The organism is Gordonia sp. SID5947 (assembly GCF_009862785.1).
Classification (GTDB): domain Bacteria; phylum Actinomycetota; class Actinomycetes; order Mycobacteriales; family Mycobacteriaceae; genus Gordonia.
Genome location: NZ_WWHU01000001.1, coordinates 2,518,192 through 2,545,079 on the forward strand (window position 1 = coordinate 2,518,192; position 26,888 = coordinate 2,545,079).

The window sequence follows — 26,888 nt, forward strand, 5'->3', positions numbered from 1 at the left end:
ATGACGCTGATGGGCCCCGCGTCGGCCGTTGAGATGAGCGCACACGAGATCGCCACTGCGCGAGGTGTACTCCGATACCACGAGGCCGGCGAGGGGCCGGACCTACTCCTTCTACACGGGTCCGGGCCAGGCGTCACCGGCCTACGCAATTTCCGCGGCAACCTGCCGTTTTTCGCCGCGCATTTCCGTTGTCTCGTCGTGGAATTCCCAGGTTTCGGAGTCAGTGACGACTTCGGCGGGCATCCGATGATCACCGCGCTCTCCGCGGTAGAGGAGTTCGTGGACGCGCTGGACCTGCCGAACGTCGCCGTCATCGGGAACTCGATGGGCGGAGGCGTCGCGCTCAGTTACGCGGCCGCTCATCCGGACAAGGTCCGGAAGCTGGTGACGATCGGCGGCATCGGCAAGAATCTCTTCAGCCCCGGACCGAGCGAGGGCATCCGGCTCCTGCAGGAGTTCACCGATGATCCCAACCGGGAGCGGCTCGTGCGCTGGCTGCACTCGATGGTCTACGACCCCGACTTGATCACCGACGAGCTCGTCGAAGAACGGTGGGCACAGGCCACCGAGCCCGGGACCCTCGAGAGTGCTCGACGCATGTACGGGTCCACCGCATTCGCCGCGATGATCGCCGCGATGGAGAACTCCGACTCCCCTGCGCCCTGGGCGACCATGCACAAGGTCACCGCGCCGACCCTGCTGACCTGGGGCCGCGACGACCGGGTGAGCCCGTTGGACATGGCGCTCCTCCCGATGCGGACGATCCCGAACGCCGAGCTGCACGTGTTTCCGCGGTGCGGACACTGGGCGATGATCGAGCAGAAGTCAGCGTTCGAGAGTGCGGTGTCGGCATTCCTCCGACGAGAGGACCATGGCGACACCCGTCGATGACGAGAAGCGCACGCGACGATCCCGAATGCCGTCACATCCCCAGGAGAGGCGGCATTCGACGTCTTCGCGCCATCAACTGACCAGAGCCCGACCAACGCCAGGAGAAGCACATGTCAACCTCAGCCAGCACCGTCCGTCCGCTCGCTGCATCCGACGTCGATGCATTCACCTATGAGACGGATGTGCTGGTGGTCGGATTCGGCTGCGCCGGTGCGGCGGCCGCCCTCGCGGCAGAGGCCGCCGGCGCCGAGACCGTCCTCCTCGAGCGGCAGAGCGGTGGCGGCGGATCGGCAGCCCTGTCCGGCGGAGAGATCTACCTCGGCGGCGGCACCGCGATCCAGCAGGCATGCGGATTCGCGGACACGGCTGAGGAAATGACGAAATTCCTGCTCGCCGCGCTCGGACCGGACGCCGACGCAGAGAAGATCAGGCAATACTGCGAGAACAGCGTCGAGCACTACGAATGGCTGGTGGCACAAGGTGTTCCGTTCAAGCCATCGCTGTGGGACTCTCCGACCTGGGTGCCGCCGACCGACGACGGTCTGATGTGGATGGGCGAGAACGCTCACCCCTTCTGCGACCTGGCGACGCCGGCGCCACGCGGGCACCGGGTGACGTCGGACGGCTTCGGCGGAAAGGTTCTGATGGCGGTTCTCGGCGACGCGATCGCGTCGTCGGCAGTCGCGGTCCACACCGATACCTCGGTCCGACGACTCATCGTCGAGGGTGACCACGTCGTCGGTGTGACCGCAGGACACTTCGGCGAGACCGTCACCTACCGAGCGCGTCGCGGCGTCGTCATCACGACCGGTGGCTTCGCCGACAACACCGAGATGGTCGCGCACCATGCGCCGCAGCTGGTGGGTCTGGGAGTCAACAGTGACGGCGGCGACGACGGCCGCGGGATCCGGATGGCACAAGCCGCCGGAGCCGCGATCCGACACATGTCGGCCGGACAGGTCGGCATCTCTCTGATCCCCGGGATGATGGTCCGCGGGATGATCGTGGACGAGCTGGGCAGGCGTTTCATCAACGAGGACGTCTATCCCGGCCTCGTCGGCCAAGCCGCGCTGTTCGAACACGGACTCCGGGTCTGGGTGATCCTCGACGAACAAGGATATGACGAGGTCCCGGAGAACGAGAGGTGGGGTGTGGCACCGCATTTTGTCGCCGAGACCGTCGCGGAACTCGAACACGAGATCGGTATGCCAGAGGGCGCGCTACAGAACACAGTGGCCGAATACAACCGGTATGCAGGTGCAGGCATCGATCCCTACTTCCACAAGTCCGCCCGGTGGTTGCGCCCATTGCGGGCTCCGTTTGCCGCCATCGACGTCCGCAGGGGCATCGCCCCACCGGAATACGGTGCGGCAGGTGGCGGCGGAGCAGAGGTCTTCACCCTCGGGGGCGTGTGCACCACGGTCGACGGCATGGTTCTGGATCTCGACGGAGAGGCGATACCAGGGCTCTTCGCGGCCGGGCGCGCGACGTCGGGTCTGCACTCCTGGGGCTACATCAGCGGCACCTCACTGGGCGACGGCACCTTCTTCGGTCGACGGGCCGGCACCGCTGCCGCCGAAAGGCGTTGAGAATGCGGCGCTCTGAGCCATCAAGTAGGCCCCCGCCGCACGTCGTCACGCCGATCGAGTAGGGCGAGGCGCCTTTCGAGCTCGTATCGAGCTCCCCGTACCCCGGACAATTCTCTGCACTATCGCCAACAATCTGCTTGACTTCGAACACCAGTTCGAATACATTGAATGGCATGAGAACTTCGGGGGAACTCATGACCACGGTCAATACCGTCATCGATTCACTGCGCGACCTGCACTTCGACGACATTTCGGATCTGACGAAGCCATCGGCGTTCGACACCATGAGTGCGCTGATCGTAATGCGAAACCTGCTCGAACACCGCATGGTAACCGTGACCGGCCACCTCGACCGCCTCGGGGTCGCCGAAGACCACGGCCGCAAGATGACCGAACTACTAATCGTCATGGGACTCGCCCCCGCCTTCGCCGCCCGGCTACAACGCGTCGCCGCGTCGTCGTCATCGTTGCCGACACTGCATGCGCATGCCATCGACGGGGCGATCTCCGGCGAACACGTCGACGCCATAGTCAAAGGGGTTGCCCACGCTGCTTCGCGATCTGCGGAACCGATCGACGACGCGACGCGTCTGACTCTTGTGACAGATCTTCTCGGCCAGTTCTTCTCCGGCGCCACACCGACCCAGATCGCCAAACGTGCTCGTACTCTCGGTAATCAGCAGGCCGACGACACCGGCGGGATCCCTGCGGCCGAAGACCGTGATCTGAATGCGCTCTCGAAATCCATCGATACCGATGGTCGCCTGCAAGTCCGCGCCGACCTCGACGTCGAGGTCGGTGAAAAGTTCCATGCCGCCATCGAAGAACTCGCAAAACCCCGGCCGGAACCCGACGGGTCACCGGACGCGCGGTCGACCGAACGCCGCCAGGCCGATGCACTGGAGACGCTGCTCGACATCGCCGCCCGCGGCACCGACTGCGCATCAGCACCCCGGACCCAAACACTGATCACCGTGCCGGCGCAGAGACCCGCGCAGGCGGAGCTGGAGTTCATGGGCTCGATCACCGAAGCCACGCTGCATACCCTCACCTGCGACGGCACCATCACCACCATGATCGTGGACGGGGAGAAGGTGCCCCTCGATATCAGCCGGGAGAAACGACTCTTCCCGCGGCCGATACGGAGAGCCCTGCATGAGCGCGACAAGTGCTGCATCAAATGCGGTGCACCGGCATCCCGTGCGCATGCACACCATCTGCATCACTGGGCCGACGGTGGTGAAACCTGTCTGGAAAACGGCTGCTTACTCTGCCCGTCCTGCCACGCCGACGTCCACCACAACGGCTGGGACGTGGTGATGGGACTCGACAAACACCCCTGGTTGATACCACCGGCCGCCGTGGACCCCAAACGGCAACCGATACCGGCTCACAACCGACGCACTCTGAATCTCGACAACCTGCCTTCGGCTGCGTGATCCCGCCGATCTCGGCGTGACCCCGGGACACCCGCCCACCTGACTCGACACGCTGATCCGCATATCTTCCCCACGCACCCGGCCCCGGCCGGGACCGCATCTGTCCCTTGAGAACTCAATAGTGCATGAATCGGGCGGCACCAAACGGTGTCGCGTACCGACGGCCACCGAGCTCAGGATCTTCCGATCCGACCATGGTGGTGCGCGATACGCGACACCGTATGGACGTCATCTCCGATCAGATCGTCGCCGGTCAGGCAGCGCCCAGAAGCCCGGTGGTCTCGGCGATTTCATCACGTGCCCGTCGTGGCATGGCCAATGCGGTCAGCGCGCCCACGACAGACACGATCGCACCGATCACGAAGGCCAGCTCGAATCCGTCCGAGTCATAGAACGTGGCGCCTTCCGCGACCATCGCGACGTGCGAGTTGTTCAACACCGTGAACGCAACCACCGACAGCACCGCCGGGAAGATGCTCTGACTCACGGCGACGATGCTGGCCGTACTGGCCTGCATCGTGGGCGACACGGCCTCGATCACCAGGTTCGGAACGGCCGCATACGACATACCCTGTCCCAGACCGAGGACCACCGCTCCCAGGATGATCGTCGACTTCTCCGAATGGTTGAACGCCACCACGAGCATGCCGAGAGCCATCAGCGAGAGGCCCGCGAGCATGAGCAACCGGGGAGCGATACCGCGGCTCACCAACACACCGACGAGGAGACCGCCGGTCACAATCGCGATCACCATAGGCAGCTGGAACAGCGCAAAGTCCTCTGCCGACAGACCCCAGCCGTACCCGAGGCCCAGCATTCCGGGCACCATCACCATCATCGGCAGCAGAACCGCGAACAGCCCGGAGATCCCATAAGCGACGCCGGCGCTGATGGTCGTGAGATACACGGGACGACGTCGCAGCACGTCCAGATCCACCAATGGTGCGGCAACCGTTCTCGCCGACACCAGCCAGGCGACGAGCAACGCCGCCCCACCGAGGAGATAGGTGAGGGTCGACGATGCGGTCCAGCCCCAGGACGGCCCGAAACTGACGCCGATCAACACTCCGGCGAGACCCGCGCCGAGCAGCACCGCGCCCACCAGATCGACGGTTGTCCTCACCCTCAGCGGCGACTCGTCGACGGTGACGAGAATCGCGAACCCGATCGCGACCACCACGGCGAAGAGAAACCAGAAGATGCTGCGGAATCCGAAATCATCGATCAGCCAACCGGTCAGGAACGGCGCCGGCACGGCCACCAGGCCCATGCCGGTTGTCGCGATGCTGACCGCAAGTGCAACAGCCTTTGGCGGGAACACGTCTCGGATCAGCGAGTAGCCGAGAAACAGACACGGGACCAGAAATCCGGCCAGTGCACGGCCGGCGATCATCACGCCGTACGAAGGCGCGATCGCCGACAACAGGCACCCGGCCGCGGCAAGCGCGACACAGCCCAGCAAGAGGCGGCGCTTACCGAACATGTCCGAGAGCCGACCGATGACAGGCGCGGTGACGGCGCCGGTGAGCAGGAACGCGGTGAGCAGCCAGGCCCCCTGCGTTGTCTGATAGTGGGTGACGATGAACGGTAGTGCCGTCGAGATCATCAGATAGCTGATTGCCAGAACCTCCAGCAACAGCACGATGGACGCGAGACCGAGCACGAGCCGGGGCGTCCAGACCCGCTGGTCGTCGGATGTCGCCGCGCCACGCGTGACGCTCGAGCCCTCGCTCGGAGTGGGTTGTACAGGCATCGCATACCTTCCATGGACACCGACCCGCAGAGCTCGGGTCGATTCGAAGTGATCGACAACCACAGGATGTGGCGCCAGTCACATCACACTGGCACCGGACCGCCTACACCAGCCGAGGTTCCCGTTATCCGGGACAGAATCAGACCTCTCGTGTTCGTCACGAAAAGATCTGCACTGCAACCGAATCGGATCGGCAGGTGTCAACGCAAGCGACGACGTGGTCCCGCTGTGCGGGACCACGTCGTCGGTCAGAACGAGATTCTCGGCGTCAGCGTTGCGTCGACCCTGCATCCACGGGCAGTGTGACCGCGGTGATGTATCGCGCCTCGTCGGACGCGAGGAACAACGCGGCGTTCGCGACGTCGACCGGTTCGATCCACGGGACCGGCAGCATGTTCATCGTCTGGGCTGCCGCAGCGAACTCCTCGCGGGTGGGGTTCTCCAGGTCTGGCCGGAAGGCCTGACGGACCATCGGGTTCTGGATCATCGGCGTGTCGACGTTGGTCGGATGCACCGAATTCACTCGAATGCTGTACGGCGCCAATTCATGTGCCAGCGACCGCATGAGCCCGACCACACCGTGCTTGGCCGACACGTAGTGGGCAACACCGGAGAGTCCACGTAGCCCTGCGATGGAGCTTGTCAGGATCATCGCACCGCCACCCTGCTCGATGAGGTGCGGCGCGGCGGCCTTGCACGTCTGCCACACCCCCGTGAGATTGACGTCGATCATCGTGTTCCACGCGTCGTCATCCAGTTCGGCCGCCGCACCCTTCGAGGTGATACCCGCTGTGGCGCACACGATGTCGAGACCACCGAGATCAGCAACAGCAGCGTCGACGATGCCGCGGAGGGATTCACCATCGCGGACATCGACGACGGCGGAGGTCACCCGCGACCCGAACTTCTCGGCGAGCAACGCCACCTCGGCGAGGTCGTCGGGGTCGATGGCGGTGTCACGGTGGTATCCACGGACCGGCAGATGTCGAGCGCGATGACGTCGGCGCCCTCCTCGGCGAACCGCAGAACCTGTGCTCGCCCGATGCCCCGGGCCGCGCCGGTCACCAGGGCCACGCGCCCTGCCACGCGGCCCATCACGAGACCTTCGCCACGAGGCCGGCGTCGACCACGACGCTGGTGCCGGTCACAAAGCGCGCCTCCGAGGACAGCAGGAAGAGCACCGCGTTGCTGACGTCGACCGGGCTGACCCACGGGACGCCCAAGAGATTGCGGGAGGCGAGCGCGACCGCCGCGTCGTCCTCGGCAGGTGCGTCGAGGTCGGGACGCAGCTTCGCGAAAACCCGTTCGTTGAGGATCATCGATGTTCCCACCGATCCCGGATGGACAGCATTCACCCGGATTCCACTCGGGCCCAGTTCGTTCGCCAGGGTCTGTGTCAGCCCAACCACCCCATGCTTGCTCGCACAGTAATGCGCGGTTCCCGCCATCCCCTTGAGCCCGTTGGTCGATCCGATGATCACCACCGACCCACCCGAGTTCATCAGTGGCACCGTTGCTTTCACCGTGTGCCACGCACCGGTCAGATTGACGTCGATGACCCGTCGCCAGTCGTCATCATCGATCTCCCACGAGGGCCGCGCTTCCGGGTAGACACCCGCGTTGGCGACCACGGCGTCGAGTCGACCGAACTCACCGATACCACCGCGTACAGCGGCGGCGAGGCTCTCGAAGTCACGGATGTCGGCGTGGGCGGGAACGCATCGCCCGCCCACCCAGTCGACCTCGTGTACCGTGCCGGCCAGATCGTCGGCCGAGTCGTCGAGGTCGACCGCGATGACGCTCGCCCCCTCCTCGGCGAGCCGTACGCAGTGGCTTCTGCCCATACCCTTGGCCGCCCCGGTGACCAGGACGACCTGATCACGCATGCGATTCATCGTGCTCTCCCGTGAAACCTGTGCATGGGCGCGACCATAAGGCCGCGGTGACCACCAGATACTCCCGGTCTCCCACTCAGTGGGCGAGGGCCGAGATCTCTCCCGACCAACAGAATCCGCCGCTCAACTGGGTAGGCCGACCGCACACCATGACGTGATCGCAACGAAGGAGGTCGTCATGACCACGGTAGCCACCCGCGTGGCCCCGCCACGTTCCGCATCGGTCCGGGTCTCCCGGGTCGTCGACGAGACGCACGACGCGAAGACCATCGTGCTCGAAGTCCCCGCCGGCCGTGCGCACGACTTCGTCTACCGTCCCGGGCAGTTCCTGACCCTTCGCATCCCCAGTGACCGAACCGGGTCGGTGGCGCGGTGCTACTCGCTGGCCAGTTGTCCGGCCAGCGATGACGCGTTGATGGTCACGGTCAAACGCACTTCGGAAGGGTATGGTTCCAACTGGTTGTGCGACAACGTGTCCGCCGGCGATGTTGTCGAATCACTCCCGCCCTCCGGCACTTTCACCCCGCCCTCGCCCGATGACGACCTCCTGCTCTGGGGCGCCGGAAGCGGTATCACCCCGCTCTTCTCCATCCTCAAATCCACCCTCGCGACGGGGAGCGGGCGCCTGACCCTCATCTACGCCAACCGCGACGCAGACTCGATCATCTTCGCCGAGCAGCTACGCGCCCTCGCCACCCGACATCCCGACCGGCTGTCGGTGATCCACTGGCTCGAATCCGTCCGAGAGCGCCCCACTGCCGAGCAGCTGGCCGGGCTCGCCGAGCCGTACGCCGACCGACACTCCTACATCTGCGGACCTGCCGGATTCATGGCGACCGTTCGCGATGCGATGGCGAGACTCGACATACCCCGCTCCCGCGTGCACACCGAGGTCTTCGCATCGCTGCGCGGCGACCCGTTCGCCGGGCCCCCATCGGTTGCCACCGCGGAGCACGACGACCTCGACGCGACCACCGCGCACGTCGATGCCGACGGGGCCACGCACATCATCACCTGGCCGCGGTCGCAGAACCTCGTGGAGGCGATGCTCGCCCACGGACTCGAGGTTCCCTACTCGTGCCGCGAAGGCCAGTGCGGAACGTGCGCGTGTGTCGTCGTCGACGGCGACGTGACGATGGCCGACACCGGCGTGCTGGACGAGGACGATCTGCAGGCCGGTTATGTCCTGGCATGTCAGGCACGGCCCACGAGCCCGCGTGCCCGAATCCGATTCTGATCCACAAGACAGATGGAACATCTCTGCACTCGCGCATGATCCGCGGTCGCGGCCAGCGGCATTCCGAAATAGCCACGGAGGAAACAACTCTGGTGCTACGGTCCGTCGTCACAACAGAATCAACGAAACAGGGAGGACAGCAGAAATGCGCTGTTGGAATGTAAGGATGGCGGCCTTCTTCGCCGTCGTCATTGCCGCTTTGACCATGGTCGGCCTCGTCGCCGCACCCGTTCAGGCCGCACCCACGGCCCGGGAGATGACCCTCACGTTCGTGCGGCACGGCGAATCCGAAGGCAACGCGTCGGGAAAGATCGATACGACCACACCGGGGCCCGATCTCACCGACCTGGGGCGCAAGCAGGCGCGGCAGGTGGCAGAACTGCTATCCGACCAGAGATTCGACGGCGTCTACGCCTCTCGGATGGTCCGCACCCAGCAGACCGCGCGGCCGACGGCCTTGCGCCATCGCCTCCCGATCGTCGTGAAGCCCGGTTTCCACGAGATCCTGGCGGGCGACTACGAGGGCCAGCCCGAATCCGACGCCCGGGACACATACTTCGCCGCGCCGTCGAAGTGGTTGCGCGGCGACCTCGCGGCCCGGATCCCGGGTGCGGAGAACGGCTACGAGTTCAAGAAGCGCGTCGACGATTCACTCGCCTCGGTGGTCGCCGCAGGCAAGAAGAACCCGGTCATCTTCGCCCACGGGGGAATGATCATGGTCTGGTCGATGATGACTGCGTCCAACGGCGCCGACTATGCACAGAAGCTCCAGACCGACCCGCTGCGCAACGTCGGTCGCGTCGTCATGAAAGGCAACCCGACGAAGGGATGGCGGATCGTCGAGTGGATCGGCAATCCCCAACTGCCGGATGTGGCCGACTGCGGGGCCGGTGCGCTCCCCCTCGACCTCGGGTCGCTCGCCCCCTGCTGACACACGCCCTCTGACACATCGATCGTCGTCGCGCAGTGACCACTGCCCGCGCTGGTCACTGCGCGACGTTGCGAGCCTCCTCTGGCGTACCATTTCTGCAACGTGTTCTAATTCCTAGAGAGAACATGTTGCACCCCGCGGCGCACGAAGGGACTTCCATGGCCGGCGCGACCGATCCTGCAGAACAGAACACCACAGCACCGAAGGCAGAGGGCGAGACCTACGACGTCGTCGTCGTCGGTGCCGGGGCGGCCGGCCTGAGCGCGGCCATCACCGCCGCCGCGAGCGGCCTGAAGACCGTGATCATCGAGAAGTCCCCGTACTGGGGCGGATCGACATCACGCTCCGGCGGAGGTGTCTGGATCCCGAACAACTCGGTGCTGAAGCGGGACGGTGTCGACGACACCACCGAGAAGGCCCGCGAGTACGTGCACGCGATCATCGGTGAACACGCGCCTGCTGAGCGCATCGACGCATACATCGACCGCGGCCCCGAGGCGCTGGACTTTCTGATGAAGAATGCCCCGCTCGACCTCGAATGGGTGAAGAACTACTCCGACTACTACCCCGAGGCGCCCGGTGGCCGTCTCGGCGGCCGATCCGTCGAGCCGCGCCCGTTCGATGCCCGCAAACTGGGCGACGACCTCAAGACCCTGCACCCGCAATACACCAAGGCCCCGCTGAACATGGTGGTGTTGCAGTCGGACTACCGCTGGCTCAACACCGGCCTACGGCACTGGCGCGGACCGCTGCGGATGGCCAAGGTGGGCAGCAGGTTCTTCTGGGCCCGTTCGCGCGGGAAGAAGCTCATCGCGATGGGCGCCGCTCTCGCGGCCGAACTCCTGCTGGGCGTTCGACAGCTGGGCGTACCGCTGCGTCTCAACACCGGCCTCACCGATCTGCTCACCGACGACGGCCGGGTCGTCGGGGTGATCGCCGAGTCCGAGGGCACCCAGTTCCCGATCCATGCCCGTCACGGGGTGATCCTGGCCTGCGGCGGCTTCGAGAACAATGCCGAGATGCGGCAGAAGTACCAGCGTGAGCCGATCGGCAGCGACTGGACCACCGGCGCCCCGTCGAACACCGGTGACGGCATCAACGCCGGCCTCAAGGCGGGCGCGTCGGTCTCGCTCATGGACGATGCCTGGTGGGGCCCCACGATCCCGCTGCCGCGCGGACCCTGGTTCGCGCTGTCGGAGCGCTCGGTGCCGGGCACCTTCATCGTCAACGAGCGCGGCGAGCGGTTCATGAACGAGTCGCTGCCCTATGTGGAGGCAGTGCACCAGATGTACGGCGGCGACTACGGCAATGGCGAGGGACCGGGCGAGAACGTGCCGTCCTGGCTGATCTTCGACCAGACGTGCCGCAACCGCTACATGTTCGCGGGAATCAGTGCACGCCAGCCGCTTCCGAAGAAGTGGCTGGAGTCAGGAGTGGTGGTCAAGGCCGACACCATCGCCGAACTCGCGGAGAAGACAGGCTTGCCCGCCGACGCTCTGACGGCCACCACCGAACGGTTCAACGGTTTCGCACGCTCGGGCGTGGACGCCGATTTCGGCCGCGGCAAGAGCGGCTACGACCACTACTACGGCGACATCACCAACAAACCCAATCCGAGCCTCGGCGCGCTGACGAAGGCGCCTTTCTATGCGGTCAAGATGGTCCCGGGCGATCTCGGCACCAAGGGTGGCATCGACACCGACGCGTCGGGCCGGGCGCTACGCGCCGACGGTTCGGTCATCGACGGCCTGTACGCAGCGGGCAACACCAGCGCGCCCGTGATGGGTCACACCTACGCCGGTCCGGGCGCGACCATCGGCCCCGCGCTGGTCTTCGGATACCTCGCCGCCCTCGATGCGGCGGCGAAGGCCCAGACCGCAGCCCCGTCCACGAGCACCACAGGAGTCTGATCACCGTGCCCATCGACCCATCTGTTGCCGTCGGCGCCGACCTCGGCGAGGTCTCCTTCGAATGGTCGGCGTCCGACGTCGCGCTCTATCACCTCGCCGTCGGCGCCGCAGCCGACCCGATGGACGCCGCCGGACTCGCGTACGTCGACGACGTGGCGCCCAAGGTGTTGCCGTCGTTCGCGACGGTTGCCGCATCCTTCCACGCGACCGAGGCCCCCAAGGTGTCGTTCCCGGGCGTCGACATCGACCTGGCGAAGGTGGTGCACGGGAGCCAGCAGATCACGGCGCACCGGCCGATCCCCGCGGCCGGGAAGGCCACGACCCGGACGAAGATCGTGGAGGTCCAGGACAAGGGCGCCGCTGCCGTGATCATCCAGGAGTCCGTTGCCGTGGACGACACGGGCGAACCGCTGTGGACGGCGCGTTCGTCGATATTCGCGAAAGGCGAAGGCGGGTTCGGCGGAGAACGCGGGACGTCGACCAAGGTCGCCTACCCGGATCGCGCGGCCGATCACCGGATCTCGGTATCGACGCTGCCGCAACAGGCACTGCTCTACCGCCTGTGCGGAGACCGTAACCCGCTGCATTCGGACCCCGACTTCGCTGCGGCAGCGGGTTTTCCGCGACCCATCCTGCACGGACTGTGCACCTACGGCACGGTGTGCCGCGCAATCACCGACGCAGTCTTCGGTGGCGACGTCACCGCGGTCGGCGACTACTCGGCGTCGTTCGCCGGAGTGGTGTTTCCCGGCGAGACGCTGGACGTGAACGTCTGGGACGAAGGCGAGCAGCTTCTCGTCACGGCGACCGTCGCCGACCGTGACGGCGCGCCGGCACTGGGGAACGTGGTCCTCACCGTCGCGCGCTGACGCGGCGGTCGACAGCGAAGTCATGTGGTCGGGAGCAGGCTGACGAGTGCACGGAGCTCGTCGTCGGACGGCACCACGCGGGCGAACACGACCCGATAGAGAAGGTATCCGGCCCACCCGTCGACGACGACGTCGACAGGTGTCGAGGCGGCCAGCTCATCCCGCCCGATCCCACGCCGCAGCAACTCGGCGCCGGGACCGGACCATGAGCGCAGGATCTCGCGTAGTTCGGCCTGTCCCGCTTCGCCACGCTCGGCGACTGCTCCGGCGACCACCGACGGCCCGCCCAGCAGGGTCAGCGTCTGCCTGAGGTCGCGTAGGAACCTGAGGGCGTCCTCCCCGACCGAACCCGTGTCGGGCGCCGAAGGTGCGACGAGCTCGGTGGCGAAGGCATCGGTGATGACGGCCGCCTTCGTCGGCCATCGCCGATACAGCGACGCCTTACCCACCTGCGCCCGGGCGGCGATCGCCTCCATCGTGACCTGGTGGTACCCGACCTCGTCGATGAGCTCCCGGGTGGCACCCAGAATTCTCTCGTCGAGTCGCTCATCGCGTGGCCGCCCACGACCCCGCCGACCCTCACCCTCACTCATCTCACTCTTTCTCTCGCGGAATAACGGAACGGTTAGTCTCGTTAATAAGACAGTACGACCCGCCAACGGGACGGGCCGGCCTTTCGACGAAAGAGGGTTCGCACCATGACTGACCGATTCCGCGACAAGGTAGTGCTGATCACCGGCGCAGGCTCGGGGCTCGGCAGGGCTGCCGCCACCCAGGTCGCAGGCGAAGGCGCCGACCTGGCCCTGGTCGACGTCAGCGAGAAGGGCCTCGCCGAGACCGCGACAGCGATCGCGGAGATCACCGGCGACGCGAAGGTGATCCAGATCGTCGCCGACGTGGCCGACGAAGATGCCGTCGAGCGCTACGTCGCCCAGACGCTCGAGACATTCGGTCGGATCGACGGGTTCTTCAACAACGCCGGCATCGAGGGCAAACAGAATCTCACCGAGGACTTCGGCACCGATGAGTTCGACAAGGTTCTCTCGATCAACCTGCGTGGGGTGTTCCTCGGCCTGAAGCACGTGCTCGCGGTCATGAAGAAGCAGGGATCGGGCAGCGTCGTGAACACGGCGTCGGTCGGCGGCATCCGCGGCGTCGGCAACCAGTCGGGATATGCGGCCGCAAAGCACGGAGTGGTCGGTCTGACCCGCAATTCGGGTATCGAATACGGGCAGTACGGCGTGTCCGTCAAGGCCATCGCACCGGGGGCGATCATGACGCCGATGGTCGAGGGGTCCCTCAAGCAGCTGGACCCGGAGAACTGGGAAGAGGCCGGGCGCCAGTTCGTGAGCGTCAATCCGATGAAGCGTTTCGGCCGGCCGGAGGAGGTCGGCCACCTGGTGGCGTTCCTTCTCTCCGACGAATCGTCGTTCATCAACGCGACCGTCATCCCGATCGACGGAGGACAGTCCGAGAAGTACTGATCGAGGAGTTCGAGTGGTCTGCGCCACAGCACGGTGCGCGTGACCCCAACCCGGCCGGCCGGGCAGTAATCTCGACGCGGACAACCGCCGTCGATACTGCCCGGCCGCCGGGCATTCCGCGAGGAGAACTCATGAGTGATTCGCTGCAGTCCCTGCTCGACAACGATCGCCCCGCCGTGGTCGCCGACCTTGTCGAGGTGATCGATGCAGAGGTGTCCGACCAGAAGGGACTCGGCGGCGCGGCCGTCAAGACGGCCTATGCGGCCGCGCAGAAGGTCAAGCCGGGAATCGCCGCATCGGCGACCGACAAGATGCTCCCCGACTTCTTGTCGGCGCTTGCACCGCTGTGGGATTCGAAGCCGGCAGGTGTTTCCTTCGGGGATCACCTCGTCGCCAATGGTGACACCGCGGCCGAAGCACTGCTGACCGTCACAGACGATCAGGCCGCGACCGCGAAGCCGTCGTTGGCGAAGGCATACAACTCGTTGCGAGGCAAGGCCAAAAGCTATGTAATCGCGGCGCTTCCTCGTGTCGGCGCCGCAATCGAGAAGCACGCACGCTGATTCACCCCACCGCCGCGCGCGTCGCCGAGAAGTTCTCGGCGGCGCGCGTATCGTGTCTCAGGCGGCAGAGGTGACGATCACGAGCAGGCTGACGACCACCGCGACCAACGCCGCCACCATGGACAGCACGCGCCATACGTGCACGCGCACAGGCGAGTAGTCGGTACCTTGTGAAGAGGCGACACGGGATGACGCCATGATCTCCCACTTTCGGTTGTCCGGGTCATCATCGACCGAGCGGCCGATCATCGCCGGGGTTTTGTTACTGCAGTGATAAATGTGTCACATGTTGCGCTCAGGTTGATGTCGCCGACACCGCGTGTCTCGATTACGAAACTGCAACACCACGGCCGGGAAACTGATGAGGTGAAGCGATGCGCCTGAAGATGAGTCGAGACGACATGCAGGCCGCGTGGCTGATCGCCATCGCCTGCGCCGCAGTGAGCATGGTCGTGGCGGCAATGGCCGCGCTGAACACGGCACTACCGGACATCTCGATCGACGTGGGCGCCGATGCCGGTCAGATGACCTGGATCGTCGACGGATACACACTGGCCCTGGCGGCGCTACTGCTGCCGGCAGGGGCCATCGGGGATCGCCTCGGTCGACGCGGCGTGCTGATCGTCGGTCTCGTGATCTTCGGCATCGCATCCCTGATCGCCATCTGGGTGAGCAGCCCCACCGAGTTGATCGCGACTCGCTGCCTTGCCGGCGCTGCTGCCGCGCTCATCATGCCGACCACCCTCTCGTTGATCACCTCCGGCGTGCCGGAGTCGCGGCGCGCGATGGCTGTCAGCATCTGGGCTGCGGTCGCAGGTGGTGGCGCCATCGCAGGCTTCCTGGTGACCGGCGTACTGCTCGAATTCTTCTCGTGGCACTCGATCTTCATAACCTTCGCCGCATCGTCGGTGATATCGGCGGCGTTGTGCTTCACCATCGGCACCTCGCGAGACCGCAATCCCGGCGCGTTCGACTATCTCGGCACCACGTCCTCCGTGCTGGCCGTGACAGCCATCGTGTTCGGTCTCCTCGAAGCGCCGCACCGCGGTTGGGATGATCCGGTCGTTCTGGCCTGCCTCGTCGGAGGCATCCTGTTGGTCGGGATGTTCTGCATCATCGAGTTGCGGCGGGAGTCGCCCCTGCTCGACATCCGACTGTTCACCAATCGCGCCTTCGCATCGGGGTCGCTCTCGGTCGCGATTCAGTTCCTGGGTTCCTTCGGAATGTTCTATCTGCTGCTGCAGCAACTCCAGTTGGTCTTCGGGTACTCGGCGCTGAAATCCGCCCTGGCGCTGCTGCCGTTCGTCGTGGGCGTCGGCATCTTCTCACTCGTCGGCAACTGGATGGCCGTCCGCTTCCAAGCGGTGAAGTACTTCATCAGCGGCGGCGTCCTGCTCTCCGGGATCGGCATCGTTCTCATGGGAGCCATCGACTACGACGACTACTTGTCGGTGGCATGGATTCTCGGCATCTTCTCCACCGGGATCGGCCTGGCGAACGCGACATCGACCACCGCGATCATGTCCAACACCCCGTTGGACAACCAGGGCATCGGTTCCGCCGTCAACGACACCGCCCGCGAGGTCGGTGCGGCCATCGGAATCGCGTTGGCGGGAAGCATCGTGGCGGCCGGATGGTCGTCGCGAATAGGTCCCGTGGCCGACGCGACACGCGAACAGATGGTCGAGGCGGGGCAGCAACGAACCGCGGCCGGCGACACTGCCGGTGGGCAGGCGCTCATCGCCCAGGCCGACGTCGTGGCCGAGACCGTGCGCCGATCCCTCGCCGAGGCCAGTGCTGTCGCCGACCGGCTCGCCGGACAGGCGGGGCCACTGGCCGCCCGCATCCTCGACGGCGCCCGCGAGGCGTTCATGGCCCCGCTGAGCCAGGCCTACATCGTGCTCGGATCCGTGATCGTCGCCATTTCGTTCCTGCTGCTCTGGCTGACGCCCCTGCGCATCACCGAGGAGTCAGCCGAACACACCGGCGATCCCGGCCTCGAGACCGCAGACGAACTCGACGATGACACCGACCAGGAGATCGTCGACACCAGGCCGGGCGGCTGAATGCGGCCGGCTCGCCCATGATCTCGGCCGACAGCACGTTCGGCGCGGTGCTGTCGACCATCCTCCTGATCGCCGTCATCGCGTTCACGATGACCGCGCGCCGCCTGTCTCCCGCCGTCGTCGCGGTGCCCGCCGCGGTCCTCGTGTTGACGCTGGGATCGGCCCGGTGGCCGGATGCGCGAGACGAACTCGCCTTCATGGCGCCGACCATCGGGTTTCTGGCGGCAATGCTCGTCGTCGCGGATGTGTGTGCGCGCACCGGCGTCTTCGCGTGGGTGGGTTCGCTGATGTCCCGGTGGAGCAGGGATTCACCGAACCGTCTGTTGCGCATCGTGTTCGCGGCAGCGGCGATCGTCACCGCGATACTCAGTCTCGACGCCACCGTCGTCCTGCTGACACCGCTCGCCGTCGACACTGCGCGACGCATCGGAGCCCGGGTCGCGCCGGTCGGTTACGCCAGCGCGCACCTGGCGAACAGTGCCTCGACGCTGATGCCGGTGTCGAACCTGACCAACCTCATCGCCTTCTCGGCCACCGGGCTGACCTTCCTGGGCTTCACCGCCACGATGGCGGCTCCCTGGGTGGTCGCGATTCTGGTGGAATACTTCATCTTCCGGGTCTTCTTCGCAAGAGACCTCGGTGTGCGACCGGCGCCGGCCGAAGTCGCCGGCGACTCAGAGCCCGATGATCCGCGCCCGCCGCGCTGGACCCTGACGTGTCTGGCGCTCCTGCTCATCGGATTCCTGGTCGCCGAGCCGCTCGACATCCCGTTGGTCGGCGTCGCCACGGTGGGCGCCGTGTTGATGGCCGTGCCATCGCTGGTGTCGACCCCTCGCGCAGGCACGGTCCGCCTGATCCGGGCAGCCAACATCCCGTTCCTGGCGTTCGTCGCGGCTCTCGGCGTGGTCATCCTGCCGGTTCGCGACGGCCCGCTGGGCGACGCCGTGGCCACGCTGATCCCCTCCGGTACAGGCTTCTTCGCACTGCTCGCCGTCGCGGCGTTGGCTGCCGTCCTGGCCAACCTGCTCAACAACCTGCCGGCCACCCTGCTCCTCGTACCGCTGGTCGCCCATCAGCCGACGCTGGTGCTCGCCGTTCTCCTGGGCGTCAACATCGGGCCGAACCTCGCCTACTTCGGATCGTTGGCGACCCTACTGTGGCGCGACGTGATGCATCGCCAGGCCTTACCGCCGCCGTCACGGCGCTACCTGCAGCTCGGACTGTTGTCGGTGCCGCCCACCCTGCTGGCCGCCGTCGTCGCGCTCTGGATCAGTGTGCAGCTCAACTGACCCCGCCGAGCGGGCACAAGAAACCGCCGACCGTGCGCAACCTGTCGATGCGTTCTCTCGGGCTGCGCCCGGTCGGCGGATAGGCCGTGTTCGAAAGGGCCGACTACGTGGCAGCGGCGGCGGTCTCACTGGCATCGGCGGCGGCGTTCTTGGCCCACCGGTAATCGGCCTTGCCCGCCGGGGTGCGCTTGACCTCGTCGACGTACACCACGGTGCGCGGAACCTTGTACCGCGCGAGCGTCTTCCGGCAGTGCTCCTGGATCTCCTCGATGGTCGGTTCGATCGCACCGTCGGCCACCTGGATGACAGCTGCCACGCGCTGACCGTAACGCTCGTCGGGCACCGGCACGACCAACGCGTCGGCGACCGCGGGGTGAGCGTGCAGTTCAGCCTCGACCTCCTCGGCGTACACCTTCTCGCCGCCGGTGTTGATGCACTGTGAGCCGCGGCCGAGGAACACGATCGTGCCGTCGGCCTCCACCGTGCCCATGTCGCCGAGGATCGAGATCCGCGTGCCGTCCGGCAAGGTCGGGAAGGTCTTCGCGGTCTTCGCCTCGTCCTTGTAATAGCCCAGCGGCACATTGCCGATGCGCGCGATGTAGCCGACATCGCCGGAACCGGGCTCGATCTTGTTGAGCGACTCGTCGACCACCATCATCCGATCGGTCGGCGGGACGCGAAGATTTCCGTTCTCGTCCATCATGATCTCGCCGTCGTTGCCCGACTCCGAGGCGCCGAAGTTGTCGCGCAGCACCAGGTCCGACTTCACCGCCAGGAACCGGTCACGCACATGCTGCGACCAGATGGCGCCCCCCGACGTGACCGAGAACAGCGACGACAGGTCGACCTCTCCGACCCTGCGTTCGAACTCCTCGACCAGCGGCATACCCATCGCGTCGCCGACGATCAGGATGATCTGGACCTTCTCGGCCTCCACCGTGGAGACGATCGCGACCGGATCGAAGTCGCGCTCGATGACGAGCCGACCACCGAGGGTGAAGAAGGTGAACAGCGAGTACGACGCGGCACCGTGCATCAGCGGCGCGGCGAGAAGGAAGGCGATCGACGGGAAATCCTTGACCGCGGTGGCGATCTCGGCCAGGTCTTTACGCGCCTCGCCGTACGGGTTACCTCCCGACAGCGGCTTGCGGAAGAAGTCGTCGTGCTGCCACATGACGCCCTTGGGATAACCCGTCGTCCCGCCGGTGTAGAGGAGGTACAGCTCTTCACCGTTGCGGGCCTCGAAGTCGCGCTCGGCGGACTTGGTCTCCGCGTCGGCGAACGAGACGATCTCCACCGACCGGTCCCCCGGCAGATCCACCGCCGCATCGGAGAGTTCGTTCTCGACCTCGCCGATCACCAGAACGGTACGGACCGAGGGCAACTCGGGCAATAGCGCGGCCACACTGCGCTGATGCTCCGGCAACTCGACGATGATCGCCCGCGAATCCGAGTTGTCAAAGATGTACTGGAGCTCGGGGTTGGTGTAGCGGTAATTGATGTTCACCGGTACGGCACGGATCTTGAGCAGACCCAGGAGGCTCGTCACGTGCTCGACACTGTTCTTCAGGAACAGCGAGACGTTGTCGTGGGCGCCGATCCCCGCCCCGGACAACAGGTGTGCGACCTGGTTGGCCAGGCCGTCGAGTTCGGCGTAGTCGATCTGCCGCCCCTGGTAGCTCAACGCGATGCGCTCGGGCACCGAATCGGCGACCGTTTCGAACACGTCGGCCAGATTGAACTTCATGTCTTTCTCCCTTTGCTGAACTCGCCTAGTTGACCTGAGACCGCGTGAGCACCAGACCGCTGGTGGGGACCCCTGTACCCGCGGTGACCACGACATTGTCGGCATTCTCGACCTGGTTGACCGAATCGCCACGTATCTGCCGGACCGCCTCGGCGATCCCGTTCATCCCATGGATGTAGGCCTCACCGAGTTGTCCCCCATGTGTGTTCAGGGGAGCTCGCCGCCGACCTCGAGTGCGCCGGGGCGACGCACGAAATCCTTTGCCTCTCCACGCCCGCAGAACCCCAGCTCTTCGAGTTGCATCAGGGTGTAGGGGGTGAAGTGGTCGTACAGGATGGCCATGTCCATGTCGGACGGGCCGAGCCCGGACTGCTTCCACAACTGACGGCCGACCAGCCCCATCTCCGGAAGCCCGGCGAGATCGTCCCGGTAATAGCTCGACATGATGAACTGGTCGTCGGCGCTACCGGCGGCCGCCGCGGAGATCACCGCAGGTACCTGGGGAAGGTCGCGAGCACGCTCGGCCGACACCACCACGATCGCCACCCCACCGTCGGATTCCTGGCAGCAGTCGAGCAGGTGCAGCGGCTCGGCGATGTAGCGGGACGATTGGTGGTCTTCCAGCGTGATCGGCTTGCCGTGGAAGAACGCGTTGGGGTTGACCGCGGCATGCTTGCGGTCGACCACTGCGATCCGTCCGAAATCCTCACTGGTCGCGCCGTATTCGTGCATGTAGCGCTGGGCGACCATGGCTACGAACGCCGCAGGCGTGGACAACCCGTGCGGATAGGAGAACGCGTTGTCTGTCCCCGACGAATTCTCCTGATTCGCGACGGCGCTGTTGACCTGGCCGAATCGGAGGCCGGACCGTTCGTTGAAGGCCCGGTAGGCGACCACCACGTCGGCAACGCCGGTCGCAACGGCCATCGCGGCCTGCTGCACTGTGGCGCATGCCGCCCCGCCCCCATAGTGGATACGGGAGAAGTAGGTCATCTCCTTGATGCCCACCGACCTGGCGACCGCGATCTCCGCGTTGGTGTCCATCGTGAACGAGACCAGGCCGTCGACATCGGCGGGCGTCAACCCGGCGTCGGCAACCGCGGCGGAAACCGCCTCGGCGGCCAGACGTAGTTCGCTGCGCCCGGAATCCTTGGAGAACTCGGTGGCGCCGATGCCCGCGATCGCGGCCTGTCCGGAGAGCCCGGCCATCACGCCCTTCCTTCCGTGGTCTGTCCGTGGGTGAGCGTGACCGTCGAGATCACGTGCTTGCCCAGGGAATTGGTCCCGGTGACCGCGACGGTGATCACGCCGTCGGTGACGTCGGTGACCTCGCCGGCGAAGGTGACCGAGTCGTAGGCGTACCACGGCACGCCGAGTTTCAACGAGATCGACCGAATCCGGGCGGTCGGGCCCGCCCAGTCCGTGACAAAGCGTTCCACCAGACCCGTGTCGGTGAGGATGTTGACAAAGATGTCCTTGGAACCCTTGGCCTGCGCCAGATCACGGTCGTGATGCACGTCCTGGAAGTCGCGGGTGGCCAGGGCGGTCGCGACGACGAACGTCGGCGTGGCCTCGATCTTAAGTGGCGGCAGCGTGTCTGCCACGCGCACCGGTTGCGGCGCAAGAGCCGTCACGGCTTCCCCTCCTCGTCGACGGGTGTGAATGCGTACAGGGTCCACGCGTCCGCGCCCGCGTCGGCCGGGAAGTCGAGGTAGATCGCCTCGACCGGCAACCCGACCCGCACCTCGTCGGGCGCGATGCCGCGGAGTTCGCCCAGCATGCGCACCCCTTCGTCGAGTTCGACGAGGGCCACCACAAAGGGCAGTTGGCGTCCGGGGACCTTGGGCGCGTGATGGACCACGTAGCTGTAGACGGTCCCGCGACCCGTCGCGACCACGTAATCCGTCTCCGGGACGACCCCGTCCGGTCGGCGCGGTTTCCACGTGGCCGGAATGGGCGGATGTCGCAGCGACCCGTCGGCCACCTTCTGCACGCGCAACTCGTGCTGCGCGACCCCATCCCAGAAGAATGCGGTGTCCCGGGAGGCGCTCGGCTTGAGCATGCGAGTCGGATCGAGGTCGTCGGGCACGGCGGCCGAGACATCTGCCTCCGTCTCTGCCGACGGTGGGCGGAACTTCAGGATGCGGAACGACATCTCGGCGACCACCTCGTCGCCCACCGACCACACGTTGCGGGTGGTGAAGAACCATCCCTCGCCGAGTGCGGTGTTCTTGGGGCCCACCACATCGACGAGCTCTGCCGACAGGCTGACCTCTTCGCCCGGTTTGGTGTAACGGTGATAAACGGTGTCGCAGTTGGTCGCGACGACCGAGGTGTACCCCGCGTCGTCGAACAGTTCACTGGCGCGGCCCAACGGGTCATCGGTGGTGCGCTGACCGTGCAGGCCACGCATCGTCCAGACCTGGGCCATTGCCGGCGGAGCGACAACGCCCGGATGGCCGGCCGCACGCGCCGACGATTCGTCGACGTAGATGGGATTCTCGTCCCCCATCGCCTCGACCCAGTTGTTGATCATCGGCTGATTGATCGGATCGCGTCCGGTGACGGGGGCGCTGCGACCGTCCGCCTTGATGGCGTCGGCCCGGGTGCGGATGTCTTCGGCGCTCACCGAGTTCGGCGCGCTCATCGCTTGGCCCTCGGCAATCCCAGTCCGGACGTCGCGATCATGTCGCGCATCACCTCGTTGACACCGCCGCCGAAGGTGATCACCACGTTGCGTTTCTGCTGAACGTCCAGCCATTCGACCAGCGCCGCGGTCTCTGGATCTGTGAAATCGCCATAGCGACCGACGATCTCGTTGATCAGGCGTCCGATGTGCTGCAGTCGTTCGGTGGCGAACACCTTGGTCGCTGCGGCATCGGCCATCGAGATCGCCTCTCCGGTGGAGGCAACCTGCCAGTTGAGCAGTTCGTTGATCCGTGCGTAAGCCTCGATCTCGGCGAGCGCGCGCCGCACATCGGGATGCTTCGCGATCACTGTGCCGTCGGACCCGGGCTGCCGAGACCAGTCCCTGATGCGGGCCGCGAGTCCGTCGATCCGCCCGGCCGGGCCGAGCATGACCCGCTCGTGATTGAGCTGCGTCGTGATCAGTTTCCATCCGCCGCCCTCGTCGCCGACACGCATCGACACCGGGACACGCACATCGTTGTAATACGTCGCATTCACGTGATGCGCACCGTCGGCGGTGATGATCGGCGTCCAACTGAACCCTGGGTCCTTGGTGTCGACGATCAGGATCGAGATGCCCTTGTGCTTGGGGGCTTCCTTGTCGGTCCGGACAGCCAGCCAGATGTAGTCGGCGTCGTGCGCGCCGGTGGTGAAGATCTTCTGTCCGTTCACCACATAGTGATCCCCGTCGAGCACCGCGCTCGTGGTCAGCGACGCGAGGTCGGTGCCCGCCTCGGGCTCGGTGTACCCGATCGCGAAATGCACCTCACCCGCGAGGATGTCGGGCAGGAACTTGTCCTTGAGTTCCGGTGTCCCGTGCACCTGCAGCGTGGGTCCCACCGTCTGCAGCGTCACCGCGGGCAGCGGCACATCGGCACGAATCGCCTCGTTGGTGAAGATCTGCTGCTCGATCTCACCGAACCCCTTGCCGCCGTACTCTTTCGGCCAGCCGACTCCGAGCCAACCGTCTTTGCCCATCTGTCGGATCACCTTGCGGTACGTCTCGCCGTGTCGCTCGACGAGCATCGCCTCCGCATCGGCGGGGCCGACCAGGTTCGCGAAATACTCACGAAGTTCGGCACGTAATGCCTTCTGCTCCGTCGTGAGATCAATGAACATGTGCTGCCTGCGCTTTCGAATCGAGCCGCGCATCCGAGTCGTCGGCCACCTCGTCCAGACGGGCATCGGCACCGCCGATCAGCCGGGCGAGATCCTTGGCGATGGAGAAGTAGCGGTGCAGGGGGTAGGTGACGTCCACGCCGATCCCGCCGTGCAGGTGGGTCATGGTGCGCATGGTCGCCGGGATCTCTGCCGCGAGCCAATAGCACGCGATCCCGAGATCCTGTGTGGCGTCGAGCCCTTCGGACATCCGCCATGCCGCGGCAGTGGTCGCGAGGTCCATCGACCGCTCGATCACATAGATGTCCGCAAGTTGCTGACCCACCGCTTGGAAGAGCGCGATCGGCTTGCCGAACTGGTCACGCCCGGTGACGTGATCGGCGGTGAGCCGGGTCGCGCCGGCCATCAATCCGTCGGCGTAGGCCGACAACACCAACCGGTAGCGATCGCGCAGCACCGCGACATCAGAGGTCAGGACATCGGATTCGGCGATCTCGACACCGTCGAAACGCACCGTGTACTCACCCCAACCGCTCGACGTCGGGGTACGGGTGATGGTGACGCCGGGCTTGTCGGCGGCCACCATCACGACACCGCCGTCGGTCGAGACCACCAGCGCCGTCGCACCGTCGGCATGCAGCACCCCGGTCTTGGTACCGGTGAGCCGTCCGTCACGGATCGTGGTGCGCGGCGTCTGCGTCAGGGTGTCACCCTGCTCGCCGATCGCCACCGCGTGCCACGCCGCCCCCTGCAACGTCGGTGCCCACGCGGCGCGGGAGGCCTCCGACGCGTGCCCCAGTGTGAGCGCCGACGTGAGAGTTCCGAGCGCGGGCGTCACCGCCGCGGACTCCCCCATCTTCCGCAACAACGGCAGCAGATCGATCACGGCGACGTCGTCACCGTCGAACTCTGCCGGGAGCGGTAGCGCCATCAGGCCGGCGTCGGTGATCGAACGCCAGAGAACGTCGTCGAACGCGCCCGTCACCTCGGCGCCGAAACCCCGCTGACCGAACTTGGTCTCCCAGTCCGGCTGGTGCCGGGCAAAAACCTCCGCGGCGGCATCGCGTACCGCGACCGCCGTGTCGTCGAGGGCAAAGTCCACCCCACTGCCTCCTTGCGACAATTAGAACCTGTTCTAGTTGTATCAGACGGGTTCGATGTTGTGTCCGCTACCGGCCCTCATCTGCCAATTCGATGCCGAATCCGGAGAATTTCCGGGGTCACCCGCGGGGCAAACCGAGAATTCGTTCCGCGGCCGCGGTCCGCAGGATCTGCGTCGTCCCGCCGGCGATCGACAGGCACCGGTTCTGGAGGAACACGTCGGAAGCGTCCCCGGCCACCACGGCGTCTGTGCCGAGTAGGTCAAGAGCGAACTCCGGAACCCCCTGCCGGTGGTGGACGCCAAGCAGCTTTCGCACACTCGACAGCGCACCGGGATCGTGACCGGCCAACCGCTGGGTGACCGCGCGGGCATCGATCACCTGACCGACGTGAGCCTCTGCGACCAGGCCACCGAGCGTCGCCATCTCGTCGGGCTCGAGCGCCCGGCTCATGCCGACGACCTGTCGCAGCAGGGCGTCCATCTCTTTGCCCAGTCCCGATCCGCCCATGGCCACCCGCTCGTTGGCGAGAGTGGTTCGGGCCAACCGCCATCCACCGTTGATCTCCCCGACCACGCAGTCGTCGGGTACGAACACGTCGTCGAGGAAGACCTCGTTGAAGTTGGCGCGGCCGGTGAGTTCTCGCAGCGGTCTGATGTCGATACCCGCGGACGCCATGTCGACCAGGAAGTATGTGATGCCCTTGTGCTTAGGTGCGTCCGGATCTGTCCGCGCCAGGCAGACACCCCAGGTGGCGTTGTGCGCCTGAGAGGTCCAGATCTTCTGCCCCTGCAGCCGCCAGCCGCCGTCGACCCGGGTGGCCTTCGTCCGCAGGGCGGCGAGATCCGATCCGGCCTCGGGTTCGCTGAACAACTGGCACCAGACGATGTCGCCGGCGAGTGTCGGTCCGACGAATCGGTCACGCTGAGCATCGGTGCCGTGTTCGAGGATCGTCGGGATGGCCCACGCGCCGATCACCAGATCCGGACGGACCACACCAGCCCGGTCGAACTCTCCGTCGATGAGCAGTTGCAGTGCCGGCTCGGCCGACAGGCCATACGGCTTGGGCCAGTGGGGCATGAGATAGCCCGATTCCGCCATCACCTGACGTTGCCGACCCGGATCGGCGGCCTTGATCGACGCAACCGCTTCGCGCACTTCAGGACGCTGCTGCTCGACCGAGGACAGGTCGATCTCGAACCCCCGACGCGCGCCCTGCAGACCGAGGCGTCCCAGCTCACGACGAGCGCGGGCGGCCTGGCCGAGGAGTGCCCGCGCACCCATGGCCGAACGCAGGTAGAGGTGGGCGTCGTGCTCAAAAGTGAAGCCGATGCCGCCGAGCACCTGGACGCAGTCCTTGGCGTTGGCGACCGCGGCGTCGGCGACGATCGTGTCGGCAGCGCACCGGCTCATCGCGAGTTGAGCCTGCGCGCTTTCGGGTTCCACGCCACCGAGCACGTCGTCGACAGCGCGCGCGAGGTCCCACGCGACCGCGGTGAGTTCTTCACTCCGGCAGAGCATGTCTGCGCAGATGTGTTTGATGGCCTGGAACGAACCGATCGGCGCACCGAACTGGGTGCGGACCTTCGCGTAGTCGACCGCGGTGTCGAGCGACCATCGGGCGACCCCGCTCTGATAGGCGGCGAGAGTCGCGGAGAGGACACCCGCCACGAGATCCGGGCCGTCGAGGGCGATGAGGTTCGACGGTTCGACCGAGGTGACGCGTACCCGTGACACCGACTCGGTACCGCTGACCGGCGCCTGGGGCGTCACGTCGAACACGCCGACGCCAGGCGGGAGAATCCGCCATTCGAGACCGTCGTCGGCGCCCCGCAACGGGATCAGCAGAGCGCAGCCGTCGACATAGCCGGGCACCGATCCGAGGTCGACCGCTCCGTCGCGGAGTGCCGGGGCGTCGGCGCCCGCGAAGGCGCTCACCGGGGCGGCCGCGGACACCTCGCCCGCCGCGAGCCGGGCGAGCAATCCCGCGGCCCGGTCGTCGGTGCTGCGGGAGAGACCGAGAGCCGCTGCGACGATCGGACCGATCGGCCCCGGCACGAGGCTGCGGCCGCACTGCTCGACCATCGCGGCGACGTCGGTGAAGGTGGCGCCGAAACCCCCGTGTTCCTCGGGCAGCGCTGCCGCGAACACGCCGAATTCGGCGAGTTGGGCGAGCAGCCCGGTCCATTGGTCCGCCGGTTTGTCGATATCGGCGCGGACCAGTTCGGTGGTCTGGACACCCTGCGCCCAGGTTGCGATCGCGTCACAGACGGCGATCTGTTCGCTTGACGTGGCGATTGTCACGCTATTCCTCTGTA

21 protein-coding genes and 2 pseudogenes are annotated in these 26,888 nt (G+C 66.1%); 11 read left to right on the plus strand and 12 right to left on the minus strand.

Going from position 1 to position 26,888, the window contains the following annotated elements; all coding sequences use genetic code 11:
• From GTV32_RS11685 to GTV32_RS11695, 3 genes are all read left to right on the plus strand, one after another.
• Positions 1–891, plus strand: coding sequence for an alpha/beta fold hydrolase (locus tag GTV32_RS11685; RefSeq protein WP_161062476.1), 891 nt, complete (start codon positions 1–3; stop codon positions 889–891).
• Positions 892–1,001: 110 nt separating this feature from the next.
• Positions 1,002–2,480 (plus strand): FAD-dependent oxidoreductase, encoded by a 1,479-nt coding sequence (locus GTV32_RS11690; RefSeq protein WP_161060462.1) that lies wholly within the window; start codon positions 1,002–1,004, stop codon positions 2,478–2,480.
• A gap of 137 nt (positions 2,481–2,617) precedes the next feature.
• Positions 2,618–3,919, plus strand: a complete 1,302-nt coding sequence (locus GTV32_RS11695; RefSeq protein WP_237421526.1) for a DUF222 domain-containing protein — start codon at positions 2,618–2,620, stop codon at positions 3,917–3,919.
• Between the two features lie 253 nt (positions 3,920–4,172).
• Here GTV32_RS11695 and GTV32_RS11700 read toward each other — a convergent pair whose 3' ends face one another.
• From GTV32_RS11700 to GTV32_RS11710, 3 genes and pseudogenes are all read right to left on the minus strand, one after another.
• Complete coding sequence (locus GTV32_RS11700; RefSeq protein ID WP_161060463.1) at positions 4,173–5,672, minus strand: MFS transporter; 1,500 nt, start codon at positions 5,670–5,672, stop codon at positions 4,173–4,175.
• A 268-nt stretch (positions 5,673–5,940) separates the two neighbouring features.
• Positions 5,941–6,770, minus strand: a pseudogene (locus tag GTV32_RS11705) (mycofactocin-coupled SDR family oxidoreductase).
• The gene (locus GTV32_RS11710) at positions 6,767–7,567 is read right to left on the minus strand and encodes a mycofactocin-coupled SDR family oxidoreductase (protein WP_161060464.1); all 801 of its coding nucleotides are present in this window, start codon (positions 7,565–7,567) and stop codon (positions 6,767–6,769) included. Before GTV32_RS11710 ends, GTV32_RS11705 begins: the two are co-directional and overlap by 4 nt.
• A gap of 178 nt (positions 7,568–7,745) precedes the next feature.
• Between GTV32_RS11710 and GTV32_RS11715 the strand changes: the two genes are divergently transcribed.
• From GTV32_RS11715 to GTV32_RS11730, 4 genes are all read left to right on the plus strand, one after another.
• Positions 7,746–8,804 (plus strand): ferredoxin--NADP reductase, encoded by a 1,059-nt coding sequence (locus GTV32_RS11715; protein WP_161060465.1) that lies wholly within the window; start codon positions 7,746–7,748, stop codon positions 8,802–8,804.
• Between the two features lie 166 nt (positions 8,805–8,970).
• The gene (locus tag GTV32_RS11720; RefSeq protein WP_161060466.1) at positions 8,971–9,735 is read left to right on the plus strand and encodes a histidine phosphatase family protein; all 765 of its coding nucleotides are present in this window, start codon (positions 8,971–8,973) and stop codon (positions 9,733–9,735) included.
• 158 nt (positions 9,736–9,893) lie between these two features.
• Positions 9,894–11,645: a 3-oxosteroid 1-dehydrogenase gene (gene kstD, locus GTV32_RS11725; protein ID WP_161060467.1), complete on the plus strand. Its 1,752-nt coding sequence runs from the start codon at positions 9,894–9,896 to the stop codon at positions 11,643–11,645.
• Between the two features lie 5 nt (positions 11,646–11,650).
• Positions 11,651–12,514 carry a MaoC/PaaZ C-terminal domain-containing protein gene (locus GTV32_RS11730; protein ID WP_161060468.1) on the plus strand — a complete coding sequence of 288 codons (864 nt, stop codon included), beginning with the start codon at positions 11,651–11,653 and terminating at the stop codon, positions 12,512–12,514.
• A 20-nt stretch (positions 12,515–12,534) separates the two neighbouring features.
• Here GTV32_RS11730 and GTV32_RS11735 read toward each other — a convergent pair whose 3' ends face one another.
• Positions 12,535–13,107, minus strand: a complete 573-nt coding sequence (locus GTV32_RS11735) for a TetR/AcrR family transcriptional regulator (RefSeq protein ID WP_161060469.1) — start codon at positions 13,105–13,107, stop codon at positions 12,535–12,537.
• A 105-nt stretch (positions 13,108–13,212) separates the two neighbouring features.
• Here GTV32_RS11735 and GTV32_RS11740 point away from each other — a divergent pair, with 105 nt between their 5' ends.
• Both GTV32_RS11740 and GTV32_RS11745 read left to right on the plus strand, forming a co-directional pair.
• On the plus strand, positions 13,213–13,998 hold the full coding sequence (locus GTV32_RS11740) for an SDR family oxidoreductase (RefSeq protein WP_161060470.1): 786 nt from the start codon (positions 13,213–13,215) through the stop codon (positions 13,996–13,998).
• A 131-nt stretch (positions 13,999–14,129) separates the two neighbouring features.
• Positions 14,130–14,561: a hypothetical protein gene (locus GTV32_RS11745; RefSeq protein WP_161060471.1), complete on the plus strand. Its 432-nt coding sequence runs from the start codon at positions 14,130–14,132 to the stop codon at positions 14,559–14,561.
• A 57-nt stretch (positions 14,562–14,618) separates the two neighbouring features.
• Here GTV32_RS11745 and GTV32_RS11750 read toward each other — a convergent pair whose 3' ends face one another.
• Positions 14,619–14,759, minus strand: a complete 141-nt coding sequence (locus GTV32_RS11750; protein WP_237421527.1) for a hypothetical protein — start codon at positions 14,757–14,759, stop codon at positions 14,619–14,621.
• A 176-nt stretch (positions 14,760–14,935) separates the two neighbouring features.
• On the opposite strand from GTV32_RS11750, the gene GTV32_RS11755 reads away from it, so the two are divergent.
• Together GTV32_RS11755 and GTV32_RS11760 are read left to right on the plus strand one after the other, a co-directional pair.
• Positions 14,936–16,627 (plus strand): MFS transporter, encoded by a 1,692-nt coding sequence (locus GTV32_RS11755; protein ID WP_161060473.1) that lies wholly within the window; start codon positions 14,936–14,938, stop codon positions 16,625–16,627.
• Positions 16,628–16,644: 17 nt separating this feature from the next.
• Positions 16,645–17,916 (plus strand): SLC13 family permease, encoded by a 1,272-nt coding sequence (locus tag GTV32_RS11760; protein ID WP_161060474.1) that lies wholly within the window; start codon positions 16,645–16,647, stop codon positions 17,914–17,916.
• Between the two features lie 103 nt (positions 17,917–18,019).
• On the opposite strand, the gene GTV32_RS11765 is transcribed toward GTV32_RS11760, so the two are convergent.
• The 7 genes and pseudogenes from GTV32_RS11765 to GTV32_RS11795 all read right to left on the minus strand — a co-directional run bounded on the left by GTV32_RS11765 (position 18,020) and on the right by GTV32_RS11795 (position 26,874).
• A complete protein-coding gene (locus tag GTV32_RS11765) occupies positions 18,020–19,663 on the minus strand; it encodes an acyl-CoA synthetase (RefSeq protein WP_161060475.1) in 1,644 nt (547 codons plus the stop codon).
• Positions 19,664–19,688: 25 nt separating this feature from the next.
• Positions 19,689–20,872 (minus strand): annotated as a pseudogene (locus tag GTV32_RS11770) (lipid-transfer protein).
• Positions 20,872–21,297, minus strand: a complete 426-nt coding sequence (locus tag GTV32_RS11775; RefSeq protein ID WP_343287303.1) for a MaoC family dehydratase — start codon at positions 21,295–21,297, stop codon at positions 20,872–20,874. The pseudogene GTV32_RS11770 and the gene GTV32_RS11775 overlap by 1 nt, the downstream one beginning before the upstream one ends.
• The gene (locus GTV32_RS11780) at positions 21,294–22,310 is read right to left on the minus strand and encodes an OB-fold domain-containing protein (RefSeq protein ID WP_161060476.1); all 1,017 of its coding nucleotides are present in this window, start codon (positions 22,308–22,310) and stop codon (positions 21,294–21,296) included. Before GTV32_RS11780 ends, GTV32_RS11775 begins: the two co-directional genes overlap by 4 nt.
• The gene (locus GTV32_RS11785) at positions 22,307–23,470 is read right to left on the minus strand and encodes an acyl-CoA dehydrogenase family protein (protein ID WP_161060477.1); all 1,164 of its coding nucleotides are present in this window, start codon (positions 23,468–23,470) and stop codon (positions 22,307–22,309) included. The genes GTV32_RS11780 and GTV32_RS11785 overlap by 4 nt, the downstream gene beginning before the upstream one ends.
• A complete protein-coding gene (locus GTV32_RS11790) occupies positions 23,460–24,572 on the minus strand; it encodes an acyl-CoA dehydrogenase family protein (RefSeq protein WP_161060478.1) in 1,113 nt (370 codons plus the stop codon). The genes GTV32_RS11785 and GTV32_RS11790 overlap by 11 nt, the downstream gene beginning before the upstream one ends.
• 118 nt (positions 24,573–24,690) lie before the next feature.
• Positions 24,691–26,874 (minus strand): acyl-CoA dehydrogenase family protein, encoded by a 2,184-nt coding sequence (locus GTV32_RS11795; protein WP_161060479.1) that lies wholly within the window; start codon positions 26,872–26,874, stop codon positions 24,691–24,693.
• Between the last annotated feature and the right edge of the window lie 14 nt (positions 26,875–26,888).